Genomic DNA, 15,158 nt, shown 5'->3' with positions numbered 1-15,158 from the left:
TTTCCGGAACACGCCGGAACCTTTTGAAGCGTTTTCGATGAACTCTGGTTCACCGGAAATGCTCTCGTTTTTTGACCGCATTTCCGGCCGAAGCGATGCCGCTTCGGCCGGAAATGCTTCAGTGGTTCATGGCCTTGACGATATCGTCCGTCATTTTCTTGGCATCGCCGAGCAACATCATCGTGCCGTCCTTGTAGAACAGCGTGTTGTCGATGCCGGCATAGCCCGAGCCGAGCGAGCGCTTGACGAAAAGGCAGGTCTTGGCCTTGTCGACGTCGAGGATCGGCATGCCGTAGATCGGCGAAGACTTATCGTCACGCGCGGCCGGGTTGGTCACATCGTTGGCGCCGATGACATAAGCGACGTCGGCCTGGGCGAATTCCGAGTTGATGTCCTCAAGCTCGAACACTTCGTCATAGGGCACGTTCGCTTCGGCAAGCAGCACGTTCATGTGGCCCGGCATGCGGCCGGCGACCGGATGGATCGCGTACTTCACCTCGACACCGTTCTTCTTCAGAGCATCGGCGAGTTCCCGCACGGCGTGCTGCGCCTGCGCGACCGCCATGCCGTAACCGGGCACGATGATGACCTTGGACGCGTTCGCCATCAGGAAGGCGGCGTCGTCGGCCGAGCCCTGCTTGACCGTGCGCTGCACGCCATCGTCGCTCGCTGCCGCCCCGCTATCGCCACCGAAGCCGCCGAGAATGACGGAGATGAACGAGCGGTTCATGCCCTTGCACATGATGTAGGACAGGATCGCACCCGACGAGCCAACCAGTGCGCCGGTGATGATCAGCGCGAGATTGCCGAGCGTGAAGCCGATGCCGGCCGCCGCCCAACCCGAATAGGAGTTGAGCATCGACACGACGACGGGCATATCCGCGCCGCCGATCGGTACGATCAGCAGCACGCCGAGCGCCAGCGCCAGGATGACGATCAGCCAGAAATCGAAATGGCTTTCCGACAGCGTCAGGCCGACGATGAAGAAGATGACCGCCGCGAGCAGCACGATGTTGATGACGTGCCGGTATGGCAGCATGATCGGCTTGCCCGACATGCGACCGTCGAGCTTCAGGAAGGCGATGATCGAGCCGGTGAAGGTGATCGCGCCGATCGCCGCACCGAGCGCCATTTCGACGAGCGCCTGGCCATGGATTTCGCCGACCTGGCCGAGGCCGAAGGAGACCGGCGAATAGAGTGCGGCGGCGGCAACCAGCACGGCGGCAAGGCCGACGAGCGAGTGGAAGCCGGCGACGAGCTGCGGCATCGAGGTCATCGGGATGGAGCGGGCGATATAGGCGCCTGCACCGCCGCCGATGGCAAGGCCAAGCACGATGAGCACGAGGCCGCCGAAGGACGGCGTTGCCAGAAGCAGCGTCGTGCCGATGGCGATGCCCATGCCGACCATGCCGAGCATGTTGCCGCGGCGGCTGGTCGTCGGATGCGACAGGCCGCGCAGGGCCATGATGAAGAGCACCCCGGAAACGAGGTAGAGGAAGGCTGCGAAGTTTGCGTTCATCGGGCCGCCCTCACTTCTCTTTTTTCTTGTACATCGCCAGCATGCGCTGGGTGACGAGGAAGCCGCCAAAGATGTTGACGGAGGCGAGGATGAGCGCGACGAAACCGAAGCCGGTCGCGATACCCGAGAGCGAGATGCCGACGGCCAAGAGTGCGCCGACGACGATGACCGAGGAAATCGCGTTGGTCACAGCCATCAGCGGCGTGTGCAGCGCCGGCGTCACCGACCAGACGACATAGTAGCCGACGAAGATCGACAGCACGAAGATCGCCAGACGGAAGACGAAGGGATCGATCGCACCACCGGAAACGCCGTGGGCTGCGGCAGCCGCCGCATCCGGCACATATTCGGAGGCCGTGCGCACGGCTTCCACGGCGCGCTCGAGCTCGATGATCGCCTTGTCGAGAAGTTCGTTCGCCATCACTTGCCCTCCCCTTGCTGAACGCTGCCGCCGAAGTTCGGATGCACAACGGCGCCGCCGTTGGTCAGCATCGTTGCCTTGACGAGTTCATCCTCGACATTGACCGAAACCGATTTCGTTTCCTTGTCGACCATGGTCTCGAGGAAAGTGAGGAGGTTCTTGGCGTAGAGCGCGGAGGCGGACGCCGCGATGCGGCCGGGCACATTGAGGTAACCGATAACTTTCACGCCATCGACCTCGGCGACCTTGCCGGCCTCCGATCCCTCGATATTGCCGCCGCGTTCGACAGCAAGATCGACGACCACGGAGCCGGTGCGCATGGCCGACAGCATCTGGCGCGTCACCAGACGCGGCGCCGGACGGCCCGGAATGAGCGCAGTCGTGATGACGATGTCCTGCTTGGCGATATGCTCGGCGACGAGTGCCGCCTGCTTCGCCTGATAGTCCTTGGACATCTCTTTCGCATAGCCGCCAGCGGTTTCGGCGGCCTTGAACTCGTCATCCTCGACGGCGATGAATTTCGCGCCGAGCGAAGCGACCTGCTCCTTGGCAGCCGGGCGCACGTCCGTCGCCGAAACGGCGGCGCCGAGACGACGGGCCGTTGCGATCGCCTGAAGGCCGGCAACGCCGGCCCCCATGACAAAGACTTTCGCGGCCGGAACGGTGCCGGCGGCGGTCATCATCATCGGCATGGCGCGGTCGAATTCATGAGCCGCGTCGATGACGGCCTGGTAGCCGGCAAGGTTCGCCTGCGAAGACAGGATGTCCATCGACTGGGCGCGCGTGATGCGCGGCATCAATTCCATGGCGAAGGTCGCGAGGCCGGCATTGGCCATCTCGGCGATGGCGGTCTCGTTGCCATAGGGATCCATCGTGGCGATGACGATGGCGCCGCGTTTGTAGCCGGCGATCTCGGCCGAGGTTGGCCGGCGCACCTTCAGGACGACGTCGGCGGTACTCGCCTCACCCGCTCCCACGATGCGCGCCCCGGCAGCCTCATAGTCGGCGTCCAGGATTCGGGACCGAAGTCCCGCGCCGGTCTCGACGAGCACGTCGAGCCCCAGGCTCTTCATTTTCTTGACTGTTTCAGCGGAACCCGCGACGCGGCCCTCCGCTGCATCACTTTCCCGTGCTATAAAAACACACTGACTCAAACCGTGGTCCTCCCCCCGAGACTGGCCGTGTTGAATCACGGCGCCGGATGGCGCCGCGGCAAACTGCAAACAAAATGCAGATGTTCAGATCAACGAAGGACGATGAAGCCCAGAACGTTGAGAATGATGAGCAGCAGCAGCGCGCTGAAGAAACCGGCGCCGGTGAAGAAACCGGCGGCCATGGCAACCATCAGGGAGACGCAGAACAGCGTGCCGTATTTGGCGCCGGCTACGAAGAGGTTGTAGGTCTTCTCGTGCTCGGGATAATCCATCGGAGCGCCCATTTCGACCGGTCCGGAATGATGTTCAGCCATAGTACCTTCTCCTAAGCACCTGCACCCGCCAGCCGGAACTCTCCACCCGATGAGCGCTTAAACTTCCCCGGACCCAGGACGGCCCGGCTTTTCCCTCAAGCGCGAAAGCGCGTGTCTTTCAGGCCATACACAATGGACAGGCAAAGCGCAACGGCAAGGACGGGTGTGGTTTTGCACCTGTATCGTTTCCGAAACAGAACGAGCCGGTTTCGTGCGAAACCGGCTCGTCTGCGACACCAGGACGCGTGTATCAACCGGCGAAGGCATTCCCGGAAAGCTGGATCCGGCCATTGCCGAAATGGGCGCGGCGCGCGGTCGGGCGCACCGTCAGCGGGCTGAACGGCAGGTCCTCGCCGCGGGCGAACATCATGCGGCGCTCATAGGGCTCGGACTTGAAAAACGGGAAGCGCTGGTAGAGCGATGGCAGTGTCTCCTTGACGTTGGTCGCCAGCAGCATCAGGTCGATGATGAACTTGCCATGGTTGCTCTTCGGCGAGGCGACGAAGTCGGCATCGAAGACACGCTTGTAAAAGGCCGAATGGGCAGGCTTGACCATCTGCAGGCAGCGATCCGCCTGGAAATAGTCCGTCGCCATCGTGGCGATGCGCAGCGTCAGATACGGGATCGCCGGCATTTCCCGCCAGACTTCCGGATCGGCGGCAAGGCGCACGGGATCGATCAGCGACAGGCCGGCATCGAGGAAGGCATTGATCTCGTCCGGGAAAACCTTGCCCGACGAAGTGACGCGGTGGTCCGGCGTCACATGATGCAGGCGCACGGTCGAGATCAGCCGCTCTTCATAGTAGATGCCGAAGACGTAGGCCTGGCTGTCGAAATCGGAATCGTCGATCAGCACCGCCTGCTCGTCGAGATGCATGACCGCGCCGGCCTTGTAGGCCTTGTAGCGGATGCGGGCGACGTCTTCCATGTCCTCGCCCGTCTCAACCCGGCGATATTCGATCCTGTCGAGCAGCCCCAGAAGCTTGTCCGAAAAGCGATTGGTCTCCGTCTCCACGCTGGCCATTGTCCCCGTATCCCCGATTGAAAAAGCCGCAGCCACCGCGCTGCTATGCTTAACAATCTCCGATATAAGACAATTTGTGTAAAATACCATTCATTAACCTTAATAAATGGTTAACGCTAAATTTGAAGAAGCTGATATAGCGTATCGAATTCATACGATCCGATGAAATGTCGGGAAAAGGGTTTCAGGCGACGCGGCGACCGCGGCGACGGGAATCACCGGGTTTGCGGGCGAGGTTCTCGTAGAGGTCGCGCAGGGCATCCGGCGACATGGGCGCGGCAAAGACGTAGCCCTGCACGAGATCGGCACATTGGTACTTGTTGATAAGTGCGAGCTGCTCGCGCGTCTCCACACCTTCCACGACAATGCGCAGGCCCAGCTCGCGCGAAAGGTTCACCGTGCCGCGTAGCAATTTGAAACGGCGCGGGTCCTCGCCGATGTTGCGCACGAAGGACCGATCGATCTTGATGACATCGAGCGGCAGCTGGTCGAGATAGCTGAGGCTCGAATAGCCGGTGCCGAAATCGTCGATGGCGATGGTGATGCCGCGGGCGCGCAGTTCCTGCAGGATCGCCTGGACCTTGACCGGCTCCTCCATGAGGCAGCTTTCGGTGACTTCGAGATGCAGCCGGTGCGGCGCAAGTTTTGCGGCCTCCAGCGCCTCGGCGACGAGGTCGATGATGCCGGTGCCGCGCAAATCCTGTACGGAGAGATTGACCGAGACGCCCATATGCGCCGGCCAGGTCGCACAATCGGCGCAGGCCCGCATGACCATGAAGCGCGTGATGTCGGAGACGATGCCCATCTCCTCGGCGATCTGGATGAAGACGGTCGGCGGCACGGGGCCGCGCTCCGGATGCGTCCAGCGCGACAGCGCCTCGCAGCATTCGATGCTCGATCCGTCCGGCACGAACATCGGCTGGTAGGCCACCGACAGCGTGTTGCCGGCAAGCGCATCCCGCAGGTCGTCCTTGAGCTTCTGGCGATCCGTATACCGCTCATCCATCTCATGCTCGAAGACCGTGACGCTGCCCTTGGCGCGCGACTTCGTCTCGAAAAGGGCGAGATCGGCGCGGATCTGCATTTCCTCCAGCCGGAAATCGCCGCTCGGCACGGTCAAGCAGCCGGCGCTGAAGGAAACGAGGAAGGTCATGCCGTCGAATTCGTAGTTGCCGCGCAGCTGCTCGTGGAAGCGGCGCATGCGCGCTTCGAGATCGCGGCGGTTCGTCTCGTTCGGGAAGAACACGATGAATTCGTCGCCCATCAAATGCCCGGCGATCATCTTGTCGCTGGCAAGCCGGCGCAGTCGCTCGGTGATGGCACAGAGCAGCCGGTCGCCGGTGACGTGGCCCTTCATGTCGTTGACATGTTTGAAGTCGTCGACGTCGAGCACCATGAAGCCGACCGTGCCGGGCTTCTTGCGCTCGGCCAGCGCCTCGTGCACGAGATCGGCAAAATAGGTGCGGTTCGGCAGGCCGGTAAGGCTATCGTAGCGCACCATGTGCAGGATCTTGTTTTCCGCCCGCACACGCGCCGTCACGTCTTCGAAAATGAGGACGGCGCCGCCGTTTTCACGGGGCGATGCGGTGAATTCCAGATAGAGCCCGTCCGTCACCTGGATGAGCGCGCGGGATCGCTCGCCCTTCAGGAGTTCGTCAAGCCGGCGCAGGATCGTCTTGCTCTGCTCGACATTGACGAAGGTGTTTCGCACGCCGAAGCGCAGCACGACATCGAGGTGGCAATCCTTCAGCCGCTCCTGGTTGCCGAGATGGAGAAGCTCGCAGGCCCGACGGTTCGCGACAAGAATCCGGTGGTCGGCATCCAGCATGAACAGACCGTGCGGCATGTTGTTGAGCGCCGTGTCGAAACGGTCGGCGATGATCGAGACCTCGCGCGTCGCCAGAACATTCTTGTAGAGGAACTCGCGCACGCCGTTCGCCATCATGCGGGTCGTCATCACGAAGGGTAGGATGAGGACCGCCAGCACCGCGTGGTAGAAATCCTGCAGGCCCAGGAAGCCGACGACCATGGGGAAGCAGGCGGAAAAGGTCATGTAGTCGACCGCCCGCTTCGAACCGCAGTTGCGGCCGACGACGGAGACCATGGTGGCGAGCGTCACCGCGATGGTGGCAAGCTCGGCGAAACTGTCCCTGCTGAAGAGCAGGCTGTAGCCGCACGAGGTGCCGAGCGCCAGCGTCGTGCCGACGGCGCCGAGATTGTACCAGTTCTCCCAGTAGCGGATGCCGTCCATGTCGAGCGTTGTCTGGTCCACCCGGTCGAAATGGCGCATGCCGATGGCACGCAGCGACCAGATGAACACGACGAGCCCGCTCCAGATCAGGAAAAAGGGGTCGGCGGTCTTGGCGTAAACGAAGGAGAACGTGATGACATGCGAAATCATGCCCACGAAAAGGGTCTGGCGGTTCCCGTACAACGAGCTGACGAACGAAAGATACACATCAGCTGGCAGTGTGTTTTGACCCTTATCCTTCATGGACTCGGCACTCCCTATGACGAGTGAGGGTTACCGGCCAACATTTAATGAATGATTTCGGGAAATTACCCAATAACAAGGGTAGCCGGAGGCATTATTGCACGCTTGCTCAACCGAAGGAAGAGCCATTCAACCCAATATTGCAGAAAGAGGCGCTTCCTGGTCACAGACTCAACTTATCATAGGCCCCGCGCGCAACTTCCTGACTCCACGACGACACAGTATTGCGTGAGCTTGCCACAAAGAATTCCGCAGCCTGCAATCGCTGTTTGCAATTGCGTGGTTAACAGCCTGCGCAATGCAAATCATAAAATCTTGTCAGTTCCGGAGAGCAGGCCTAGACTCCATACCGCCTCTTTCGGTGTTTTCGTCGTCATTTCGCCTGAAAGGGGGAATTGACTGAGACAGGATTTGATAGCAAATCCTCAATTGGTATTTCTTTTTTGGAGCCCATCATGTCGAAACCCGTCGTCGCCATTCCCGCCGATATCAGGGAAATCGAAGGCAACGTCTGGCAGGCCACCCCGAACCAGTATGTCCGCGCTGCCGTGAAGGGCGCCGACGTCACCGTCTTCCTCGTGCCGGCACTCGAAGCCGACAACGATTTCGACGGTATTCTCGACCGGGTGGACGGGCTCCTCGTGAGCGGCTCGCGCACCAATGTGCATCCCTCGCTCTACGGCAAGGAAGCCACCGACGCGGAAGGTCCCTATGACCGGGCGCGCGACGCGACCAGCCTGCCGCTCATCCAGCGGGCGCTCGAGCGCGGCATTCCGCTGCTCGCCATCTGCCGCGGCATCCAGGAGCTCAACGTGGTGCTCGGCGGCACGCTCGCCAACGAGATCCAGGATCAGCCGGGCGCGTGGGACCACCGCAAGCCCGACACGCCGGTCCTCGACGTCGCCTATGGCATTCGCCAGAAAGTGATGGTCAAGGAAGGCAGCTGCCTTGCCGGCATCGTCGGCGCGGGCGAAGTGCAGGTGAACTCGCTGCACCGCCAGGCAATCTCCGACAAGGCGCCGCGCCTTGCCGTGGAAGCCATCGCCGACGACGGCACGATCGAGGCCGTCTCGGTGATCGGCGCGAAGGCCTTTGCCGTCGGCGTGCAGTGGCATCCGGAATATTGGGTCGGTTCGGACCAACCGTCGAACAGCCTCTTCGCCGCCTTTGGTGAAGCCGTTCGCGACTATGCGGCTTCCAAGCAGGGACATGACCGCCCGGCGCAAGCCGATGTGCTGGCTTTCGGTTCGGTCAAGTCCGCTTGAGCGCAGCCAGGGACCACAGAGTCAGCGCGGCAAGACTGAAAGCCGCGCCGGCGGCACAGACTCCCGCCCAGCCGAAACGGGCGTAGCTAACCGTGGACGTGATGGCGCCCAGCGCACTTCCAGCCGAATAAAACACCATGTAGCCGCCGACCAGGCGGCTGCGTGCCTCCGGGCGGCGGGCGAAGATCACGCTCTGGTTGGTGACATGTACCGCCTGGACGGCGAAATCGAGCAGCACGACACCAATCGCAAAGACAACGAGCGACCGGGGAAGAAAACCGATCGTCAGCCATGACAGCAAGAGCAGTGCGAGCGAAAACCCGGTCACGCGCTCAGCAAACCCTTTGTCGGCCAGACGCCCGGCATTGCCCGCCGCCAATGCACCGGCCAGGCCTGCAATCCCGAAGAAACCGATCTGCGTGTGGGAGAGCGAAAAGGGTGACGCGCTAAGCGGCAGCACCATCGCCGTCCACAGCGTGCTGAAGCTCGCGAAGATCAGGAAGGCAAACACTGCGCGCAAACGCAATACCGGGTCTTGCAGGAAAAGCCGCGGGATCGATTTCAACACTGCCGCATAGCGCTCAGAACGCGCAACAGGCACATCGCGCGGCAGGACGCGCATGAGAAGCAGGCTCAGCAGCAGCATGACGCCTGCCGAGGCGAGATAGACCATCCGCCATCCGCCTATATCCGCCAACACTCCCGCGACGAAGCGCGCCGCGAGAATGCCGACGACGACACCGCTCGTGACCAGCCCGACGGCTTGGCCTCGCGCCTCGGGTCGGACCAAGGCCGCGCTCATGGCGACCAGCACCTGAACCACCACCGCGAGCAACCCCACCACGATCATTCCGCCGAACAAAGCGATCACATTGGGCGCACAGCCGACGGCGAGCAGAGCCAGCGCGGAAAGCAGCGTCTGGATAGTCAAGAGCCTGCGGCGATCGACGAGGTCGCCGAGCGGAACGATCAGGACCAGGCCCGCCGCATAACCGATCTGGGTCAGAGTCACGACAAGGCCAACGGCTCCGGGCGAAATGCCGAAGGTCGCCGCAATCGTGCCGAGAAGTGGCTGCGCATAGTAGATGTTCGCGACACTGGCTCCGGCAGTCATGGCAAAGATCAGCAAGGTCCAGCGTGGAAACTCCGGTTTGGCACAGGTCTGTTGGCGGGCGCCGGCGCGCATCGTATCCATGGTCGATCCTCATCTATCAAGTCTCATGATGAGACCACTTGCGGCGGCCGGCTTCCAGTTCTATTTTAAGACCAGTTTTGCTGCGGGAGTGCGGACCATGAAACGCAAGAGTTTTCGGGAGGCGGAGTGCCCCGTCGCGCGCACTCTTGATGCGATAGGTGACTGGTGGTCTTTGCTGATCGTGCGCGATGCGTTCGACGGGATCAGGCGCTTTGGCGCCTTCCAGCAGAACCTGGGCATCGCCAGGGGCATGTTGAGCACACGCCTGCGCGATCTCGTGGAGGCTGGTGTTCTCGAACTCGTGCCGGCCTCGGACGGCAGCGCCTACCAGGAATATGCGCTGACGGAGAAGGGGCGTGGCCTCTTTCTCGTGATCGTCGCCCTGCGCCAATGGGGGGAAGACCACCTCTATCGCGAGGACGAGCGACGCTCGGTGCTGGTGGATACCGCAACGGGCACACAGGTCTCACCGCTTGAACTGCATGCCGCCGATGGGCGCCGGCTCGACTGGGCCGCCACACGCATCGACGCCGCCAAGGCTAGTCCGCCGAAATCATCGTGACCATGGCGTCAGCGGGTTCCACCGTCTCGTAGGCGAGCCCGTCGCCATCGACGACGGTCAGGATCGGCTCGCCCCGCGCGTCGGCGACCACCACCGTGCCGTCTCCGTTGTTGATCCACGTCCGCGCCGTCGAAAGACCCGGCCAGACCGCATCGCAATCCGCGCTCGCCGTGAACCGCTCGCTGCGGCCAGAAATACGCGAGCCGCGCTCTGCGAGACAGGCCGTGTTCGCCACGACGTTCGAGATCGTGTAGGCGTGGTTGGCGGCACGTGGGGAGATCGAGTTCGACACGACCGGATCGACCTCGGGCGCCTCGTGGCTGGCCACGCTCCAGAGGCCGAACGAGGCCACACCGGCTACGGCGACCATCATCAGCGTCTTCATGGCTCTCTCCTTCAAACGGTTCGTCGGAAGGATCATGCGCCGGCAAGCTTGCCGAAGGGTTAACGAAGGCTTTCCAGCCTCTACCCGGTTTTTCGCGTAAAGGGTGTCTCCGGCACCGGCGTCAGCGCGACGCCCGTATCGAACCAGGCGTGAAGATTGTCCGCCACGAGATCGGCCATCGCATCGCGCGTCGCGACGGATGCCGAGGCGACATGCGGCAAAAGCGAGACATTCGGCAGATCGAGCAGCGCCTGCGGCACATGCGGCTCGTCGTAGAAGACATCGAGGCCGGCAGCGGCGATGACACCATCCTTCAAAGCCACAGCAAGCGCCTCCTCGTCGACCGTCCAGCCACGCCCGACATTGATCAGCACGCCGTTGGGTCCAAGCGCACGCAACACGGCCGCATCGATGGTGCGATGGGTCTCCGTTGTCTTCGGCACGATGGCGATCAGCGTATCGACTGCCTCGGCCAGTTCGGTCAGCGAGGGATGATAGGCATAGGGCACGTCGGTACGCGGCCGGCGTGTGTGATAGGCGATCTCGATGCCAAAACCCTTCAGCCGCTCGGCAATCGCAAGGCCGATGCGGCCGAGACCATAGATGCCCGCCTTGCGTCCGCGCAGGCTGAGCGGCGTCAGCGGGAAAGCGCCCTCGCGGACCCAGCGCCCTTCCCTCAGCCACGCCTCGGCCTGGGGCAAGCGGCGCACCGTGTTGAGCAGCAGGCCGATGGCGGTATCGGCCACCTCGTCGTTCAGGACATCGGGCGTGTTGGTGACGGCGATCCCGTGCGCGGCGGCGGCGGAGACGTCGACACCATCATAGCCGACGCCAAAGCTCGCGATGATTTCCAGGGCCGGAAGGTGTTCGATCAGCGCCGCATCGAAGCGCCCGGACACGGCAGCGCCGGAAATGCCCGCCGCCTCCGAGCGGGCGATCAGCGCCGGATCGGCCCGCTCGATCCGCACGACATCGAACTGCTCCTTCAGCCGCTCCAGCACCCGCTCACGGATGAACCCGGGCACGAGAATGCGTGTTTTGGCCGACATGGGAAACCTCGCTGGTCTTGATGACCTCAGCCTTCGGGATGCGGCTTCAGCGGTCCGGTGGATTGCCGGATGCGCATTTCCGGCTTGATGAGATGAATGCCGTCAGGCTCGTGACTGCCCGAGAGCTTGTCGAGCAGCGCGCGGGCCGCGTTACGGCCCACTTCCGACTGGCCGTTCCAGACCGTGGTGAGCGCCGGTGTCGCAATCGCCGCCTCCTCGAGGTCGTCATAGCCGGTGACGGACACGTCGCGGCCCGGCACGAGGCCGGCGCGGGCGATGCCGTTCATCAGGCCGATGGCGACGAGATCGTTCCAGCAGACGGCGGCCGTCGGCTTCTGCGGCAGCGACAGGAAATGCACCGCCGCCTCGAAACCGCCCTGCTTGGTGCGCGGGCCGGGAATGCGCAGGCTTGGATCGACCTCGATATTGGCCTTGCGCAGCGCGTTGACATAACCCTGATAACGGTCTCGGCCCGTCGATGTCTGGTCCGTACCGCCCACCATGGCGATGGTGCGATGCCCCAGGCCGATCAGGTGGTTGGTCGCGAGTGAAATGCCGTAGCTGTCGTCGCCGCGGAAGATCGGCACGTCCAGCCCGTCGATGGAACGCGCGATCAGGATCGCCGGCATGCCGTTGTCCTCGGCAAGCTGGATATCCTCCGGTGGCGTGCCGATGGCGGGCGACATGATGACGCCGTCGCCGCCGAGCTGCAGCAGCGTCTCGATGAAGTTGCGCTGTTTTTCGACGGAGTCGTAGTGGTTGGACAGGATGAAGGTCTGCCGGTCACGGTCGAGTTCGCTCTCGATGGACTTCAGGATTTCCGCATAGAACGGGTTCATGATGTCGTGCACGACGACGCCGATGATGCCCGAGCGGGAGGTGCGCAGGCTGGCGGCCCGGCGATTGTAGATATAGCCGAGCGCCCGCGCCTGTTCCTTGATCCGATCCCGCGTCGCGGCTGCGACAAGAGGACTGTCCCTCAGCGCAAGCGATACCGTCGCCGTGGAGACACCGAGCGTCTCCGCGATGGTGGAAAGCTTGATTTTCTGCGCCACGAACCCTCCCGCAGCAACGACCGTTTAAAACAGTTTATTTAAACAGTTTAAATGTCGTCGGCAACAGGTTTTGCGCCATTATCAGGCGCTTCGGGCGCCGAAGCATGGAGATTCTCGTCCATGACGCGAAGCAGCTTGAGGAGGTGGCGCACGTCCTTCTCGCTCAGCCCCTCGGCCGCCTGCCGTTCGCTGAGTCGGCCGGCTTCTGAAATATGCTCGATGGAGGCCCTGCCCGCGTCGGTCAGATGCACGACCGTCAGCCGCCCGTCCGTCTCGTCGGGCCGGCGTTCGACGAAACCCTGCGCCTCCAGCCGTCCGATGGTGCGCGTCATGGTCGGCGCCTTGACGCCGAGGCGGCTGGCGAGAGTGCCCGCCGTCAGTCCGCCCTCCTCCGAAAGTGCGAGAAGCACGCCATCCTGGCCGGCATAGAGGCCGGTGGCGAGTAGGTTGCGCGAGAGCACGGTGCGCATGGACCGGGCGGCATTGACAACGGCGGCGGCAAGACCCGCACCGGAAACATCCTCGTGCGATTTCTTCTTCTTGCCCTTCTTTCCGTCCTTGCCGTCCTTGTGCTTCTTGCCCATCCATCGCCTCCTGCACCGCCCGTTGCCGCCCTTGCATCACGGGCCCGGCTCTGTATGACAGAGGATGAAGGCTTGCGGCAAGGGAGGATCGACATGGCGCATTCCGGGGCGCATTCCCAAGCGCAGCCCAAGCGGCGATGGACGGAAAACGACCCGATGCTGACGCCGGAAGACCGCGCGGACTGGATCGCGGTGCTGCCGCTCGGCGCCCACGAGGGTCACGGGCCGCACCTGCCGCTCGATACTGACACGCTGATCGCCGCGGGCATTGCCGAGAGACTGGTCGCCGTGCTGCCGGCGCACCTGCCCGTCACAATCCTCCCCGCAGAACCCATCGGCTATTCCCCTGAGCATCTCGACGTGCCAGGCACCCGCTCGCTGGCTTATGGCGAGGCCATCGAACGCTGGCTGCTGATCGCGGAAGACCTTAACCGTTTCGGCATCCGCAAGCTCGTGCTGCTCAACGCCCATGGCGGCAATTCGCCCCTGATGACCATCGTGGCGACGGAGGCGCGCGTGCGCTTCGGCATGCTTGCCGTCGCCACCGCCTGGACCCGGTTCGGCCAGCCGGACGGCTGGATCTCCCCTGAGGACAAGGCGATCGATATCCACGGCGGCGACATCGAAACCTCCGTCATGCTCGCGCTCCACCCGGAGCGTGTCGACATGGCAAAGGCCGAGCGTTTCGGCTCACGCCAGGCCGAGTTTGCCGCCCGTTTCGCACATCTGCGCGCCTACGGCCCCCATGCCTTCGGCTGGAAAATGTCCGACCTCAATCCGAAGGGCGTGGCGGGCGACGCGAGCGCGGCGACCGCCGAAAAGGGCGAGCAGCTCATCGCCCACGCACTGCATAGCCTCGTCGGCCTGCTGGAGGATGTCGCCGCCTTCGACGCCGACACGCTTTTATAGCCACATCCGGTATTTGCGCTGGCCCATCCGATCTCCTATATCAGACCCAACCGGACGCTTCCCGGCGTCCCCGTCCTTGCTCGAGGTTCCCATGACCGAAACAGCTGTCCAAAAACCCATTCCCGTCACCGTGCTCACCGGCTATCTCGGTGCCGGCAAGACGACATTGCTGAACCGCATCCTCACCGGCAACCACGGCAAGAAATACGCCGTCATCGTCAACGAGTTCGGCGAGATCGGCATCGACAACGACCTGATCGTCGAGTCGGACGAAGAAATCTACGAGATGAACAATGGCTGCATCTGCTGCACCGTGCGCGGCGACCTGATCCGCGTGGTAGAAGGCCTGATGCGCCGCCCCGGCCGCTTCGACGCCATCATCGTCGAGACGACGGGTCTTGCCGATCCGGTTCCGGTCGCCCAGACCTTCTTCATGGACGACGACGTGCGCCAGAAGACCGAACTTGACGCCATCGTTGCCCTCGTCGATGCCAAGCACCTGCCGCTACGCCTGAAGGACAGCCGCGAGGCCGAGGACCAGATCGCCTTTGCCGACGTCGTGCTGATCAACAAGACCGACCTCGTCAGCCCCGAAGAACTGGCGAGAATTGAAGCGACGGTGCGCGTGATCAACCCCTCCGCCCGCATTCATCGCACGACCCGCTCGGAAATCGACCTCACCAAGGTTCTGGACCAGGGTGCGTTCAACCTGGAACGGGCGCTCGAAAACGATCCGCATTTCCTCGACCACGATCACGAAGACCATGTCTGCGGCCCCGATTGCGGCCACGACCACCATCATCATGGCCACGATCATGATCACCACCACCATGATCACGACCATCACCACGACCACGACCACGATCACCACCATGATCACGATCACGGCGTCTCGCCGATCCACGATGTGACGGTGCAGTCGATCTCGCTGCGCGGTGGCGAAATGAACCCGGACCGCTTCTTCCCCTGGATCCAGAAGATCACCCAGACGGAAGGCCCGAATATCCTGCGCCTGAAGGGCATCATCGCGTTTGCCGGCGACGACGAGCGTTATGTCGTGCAGGGCGTGCACATGATCGTCGAAGGCGACCACCAGCGCGCCTGGAAGGACGGCGAGAAGCGCGAAAGCCGCCTCGTCTTCATCGGCCGCGATCTGGATCGCGAGAAGATCGAACGCTCGTTCAAGGCTTGCGAGGCGCAGAAAGCATGACGCCGAAAAATGTGCAGC

Annotated in this window: 15 protein-coding genes; 4 read left to right on the top strand and 11 right to left on the bottom strand. The window is 62.8% G+C overall.

From position 1 onward, the window contains the following. Positions 1–118: 118 nt before the first annotated feature. The 6 genes from MUO32_RS25285 to MUO32_RS25260 all read right to left on the bottom strand — a co-directional run bounded on the left by MUO32_RS25285 (position 119) and on the right by MUO32_RS25260 (position 6,926). A complete protein-coding gene (locus MUO32_RS25285) occupies positions 119–1,519 on the bottom strand; it encodes an NAD(P)(+) transhydrogenase (Re/Si-specific) subunit beta (RefSeq protein WP_257951134.1) in 1,401 nt (466 codons plus the stop codon). A gap of 10 nt (positions 1,520–1,529) precedes the next feature. Next, positions 1,530–1,940 carry an NAD(P) transhydrogenase subunit alpha gene (locus MUO32_RS25280; RefSeq protein ID WP_257951133.1) on the bottom strand — a complete coding sequence of 137 codons (411 nt, stop codon included), beginning with the start codon at positions 1,938–1,940 and terminating at the stop codon, positions 1,530–1,532. Next, positions 1,940–3,094 carry a Re/Si-specific NAD(P)(+) transhydrogenase subunit alpha gene (locus tag MUO32_RS25275; RefSeq protein ID WP_257951132.1) on the bottom strand — a complete coding sequence of 385 codons (1,155 nt, stop codon included), beginning with the start codon at positions 3,092–3,094 and terminating at the stop codon, positions 1,940–1,942. Before MUO32_RS25275 ends, MUO32_RS25280 begins: the two co-directional genes overlap by 1 nt. An 89-nt stretch (positions 3,095–3,183) precedes the next feature. Beyond that, positions 3,184–3,408 carry an aa3-type cytochrome c oxidase subunit IV gene (locus MUO32_RS25270; RefSeq protein WP_257951131.1) on the bottom strand — a complete coding sequence of 75 codons (225 nt, stop codon included), beginning with the start codon at positions 3,406–3,408 and terminating at the stop codon, positions 3,184–3,186. Between the two features lie 250 nt (positions 3,409–3,658). Continuing rightward, the gene (locus MUO32_RS25265; protein WP_257951130.1) at positions 3,659–4,432 is read right to left on the bottom strand and encodes a hypothetical protein; all 774 of its coding nucleotides are present in this window, start codon (positions 4,430–4,432) and stop codon (positions 3,659–3,661) included. A 184-nt stretch (positions 4,433–4,616) separates the two neighbouring features. Further along, the gene (locus MUO32_RS25260) at positions 4,617–6,926 is read right to left on the bottom strand and encodes a putative bifunctional diguanylate cyclase/phosphodiesterase (protein ID WP_374708722.1); all 2,310 of its coding nucleotides are present in this window, start codon (positions 6,924–6,926) and stop codon (positions 4,617–4,619) included. A gap of 455 nt (positions 6,927–7,381) precedes the next feature. On the opposite strand from MUO32_RS25260, the gene MUO32_RS25255 reads away from it, so the two are divergent. Then, on the top strand, positions 7,382–8,191 hold the full coding sequence (locus MUO32_RS25255; RefSeq protein WP_257951129.1) for a gamma-glutamyl-gamma-aminobutyrate hydrolase family protein: 810 nt from the start codon (positions 7,382–7,384) through the stop codon (positions 8,189–8,191). Here MUO32_RS25255 and MUO32_RS25250 read toward each other — a convergent pair. Further along, complete coding sequence (locus tag MUO32_RS25250) at positions 8,178–9,377, bottom strand: MFS transporter (RefSeq protein WP_257951142.1); 1,200 nt, start codon at positions 9,375–9,377, stop codon at positions 8,178–8,180. The two genes, MUO32_RS25255 and MUO32_RS25250, sit on opposite strands and share 14 nt — an antisense overlap. A 106-nt stretch (positions 9,378–9,483) precedes the next feature. On the opposite strand from MUO32_RS25250, the gene MUO32_RS25245 reads away from it, so the two are divergent. Continuing rightward, positions 9,484–9,948 carry a helix-turn-helix domain-containing protein gene (locus MUO32_RS25245; RefSeq protein WP_257951128.1) on the top strand — a complete coding sequence of 155 codons (465 nt, stop codon included), beginning with the start codon at positions 9,484–9,486 and terminating at the stop codon, positions 9,946–9,948. Here MUO32_RS25245 and MUO32_RS25240 read toward each other — a convergent pair. From MUO32_RS25240 to MUO32_RS25225, 4 genes are all read right to left on the bottom strand, one after another. Beyond that, on the bottom strand, positions 9,926–10,333 hold the full coding sequence (locus MUO32_RS25240; RefSeq protein ID WP_257951127.1) for a hypothetical protein: 408 nt from the start codon (positions 10,331–10,333) through the stop codon (positions 9,926–9,928). The genes MUO32_RS25245 and MUO32_RS25240 overlap by 23 nt on opposite strands. A gap of 80 nt (positions 10,334–10,413) precedes the next feature. Then, the gene (locus tag MUO32_RS25235; protein ID WP_257951126.1) at positions 10,414–11,382 is read right to left on the bottom strand and encodes a 2-hydroxyacid dehydrogenase; all 969 of its coding nucleotides are present in this window, start codon (positions 11,380–11,382) and stop codon (positions 10,414–10,416) included. A 26-nt stretch (positions 11,383–11,408) separates the two neighbouring features. Next, entirely contained in the window at positions 11,409–12,437 is a 1,029-nt protein-coding gene (locus tag MUO32_RS25230; RefSeq protein ID WP_257951125.1) for a LacI family DNA-binding transcriptional regulator, read from the bottom strand. A gap of 47 nt (positions 12,438–12,484) precedes the next feature. Then, positions 12,485–13,021 (bottom strand): MarR family winged helix-turn-helix transcriptional regulator, encoded by a 537-nt coding sequence (locus tag MUO32_RS25225; RefSeq protein ID WP_257951124.1) that lies wholly within the window; start codon positions 13,019–13,021, stop codon positions 12,485–12,487. A 93-nt stretch (positions 13,022–13,114) separates the two neighbouring features. Between MUO32_RS25225 and MUO32_RS25220 the strand changes: the two genes are divergently transcribed. After that, a complete protein-coding gene (locus tag MUO32_RS25220; protein ID WP_257951123.1) occupies positions 13,115–13,930 on the top strand; it encodes a creatininase family protein in 816 nt (271 codons plus the stop codon). 91 nt (positions 13,931–14,021) lie between these two features. Beyond that, positions 14,022–15,140 carry a GTP-binding protein gene (locus MUO32_RS25215; protein ID WP_257951122.1) on the top strand — a complete coding sequence of 373 codons (1,119 nt, stop codon included), beginning with the start codon at positions 14,022–14,024 and terminating at the stop codon, positions 15,138–15,140. Positions 15,141–15,158: the final 18 nt, after the last annotated feature.

The sequence above is a fragment of the Shinella sp. CPCC 101442 genome (assembly GCF_024704725.1).
Lineage (GTDB): Bacteria > Pseudomonadota > Alphaproteobacteria > Rhizobiales > Rhizobiaceae > Shinella.
Note: the sequence above shows the minus strand (reverse complement) of the source record. Positions and strands in the feature narration are given on the sequence as shown.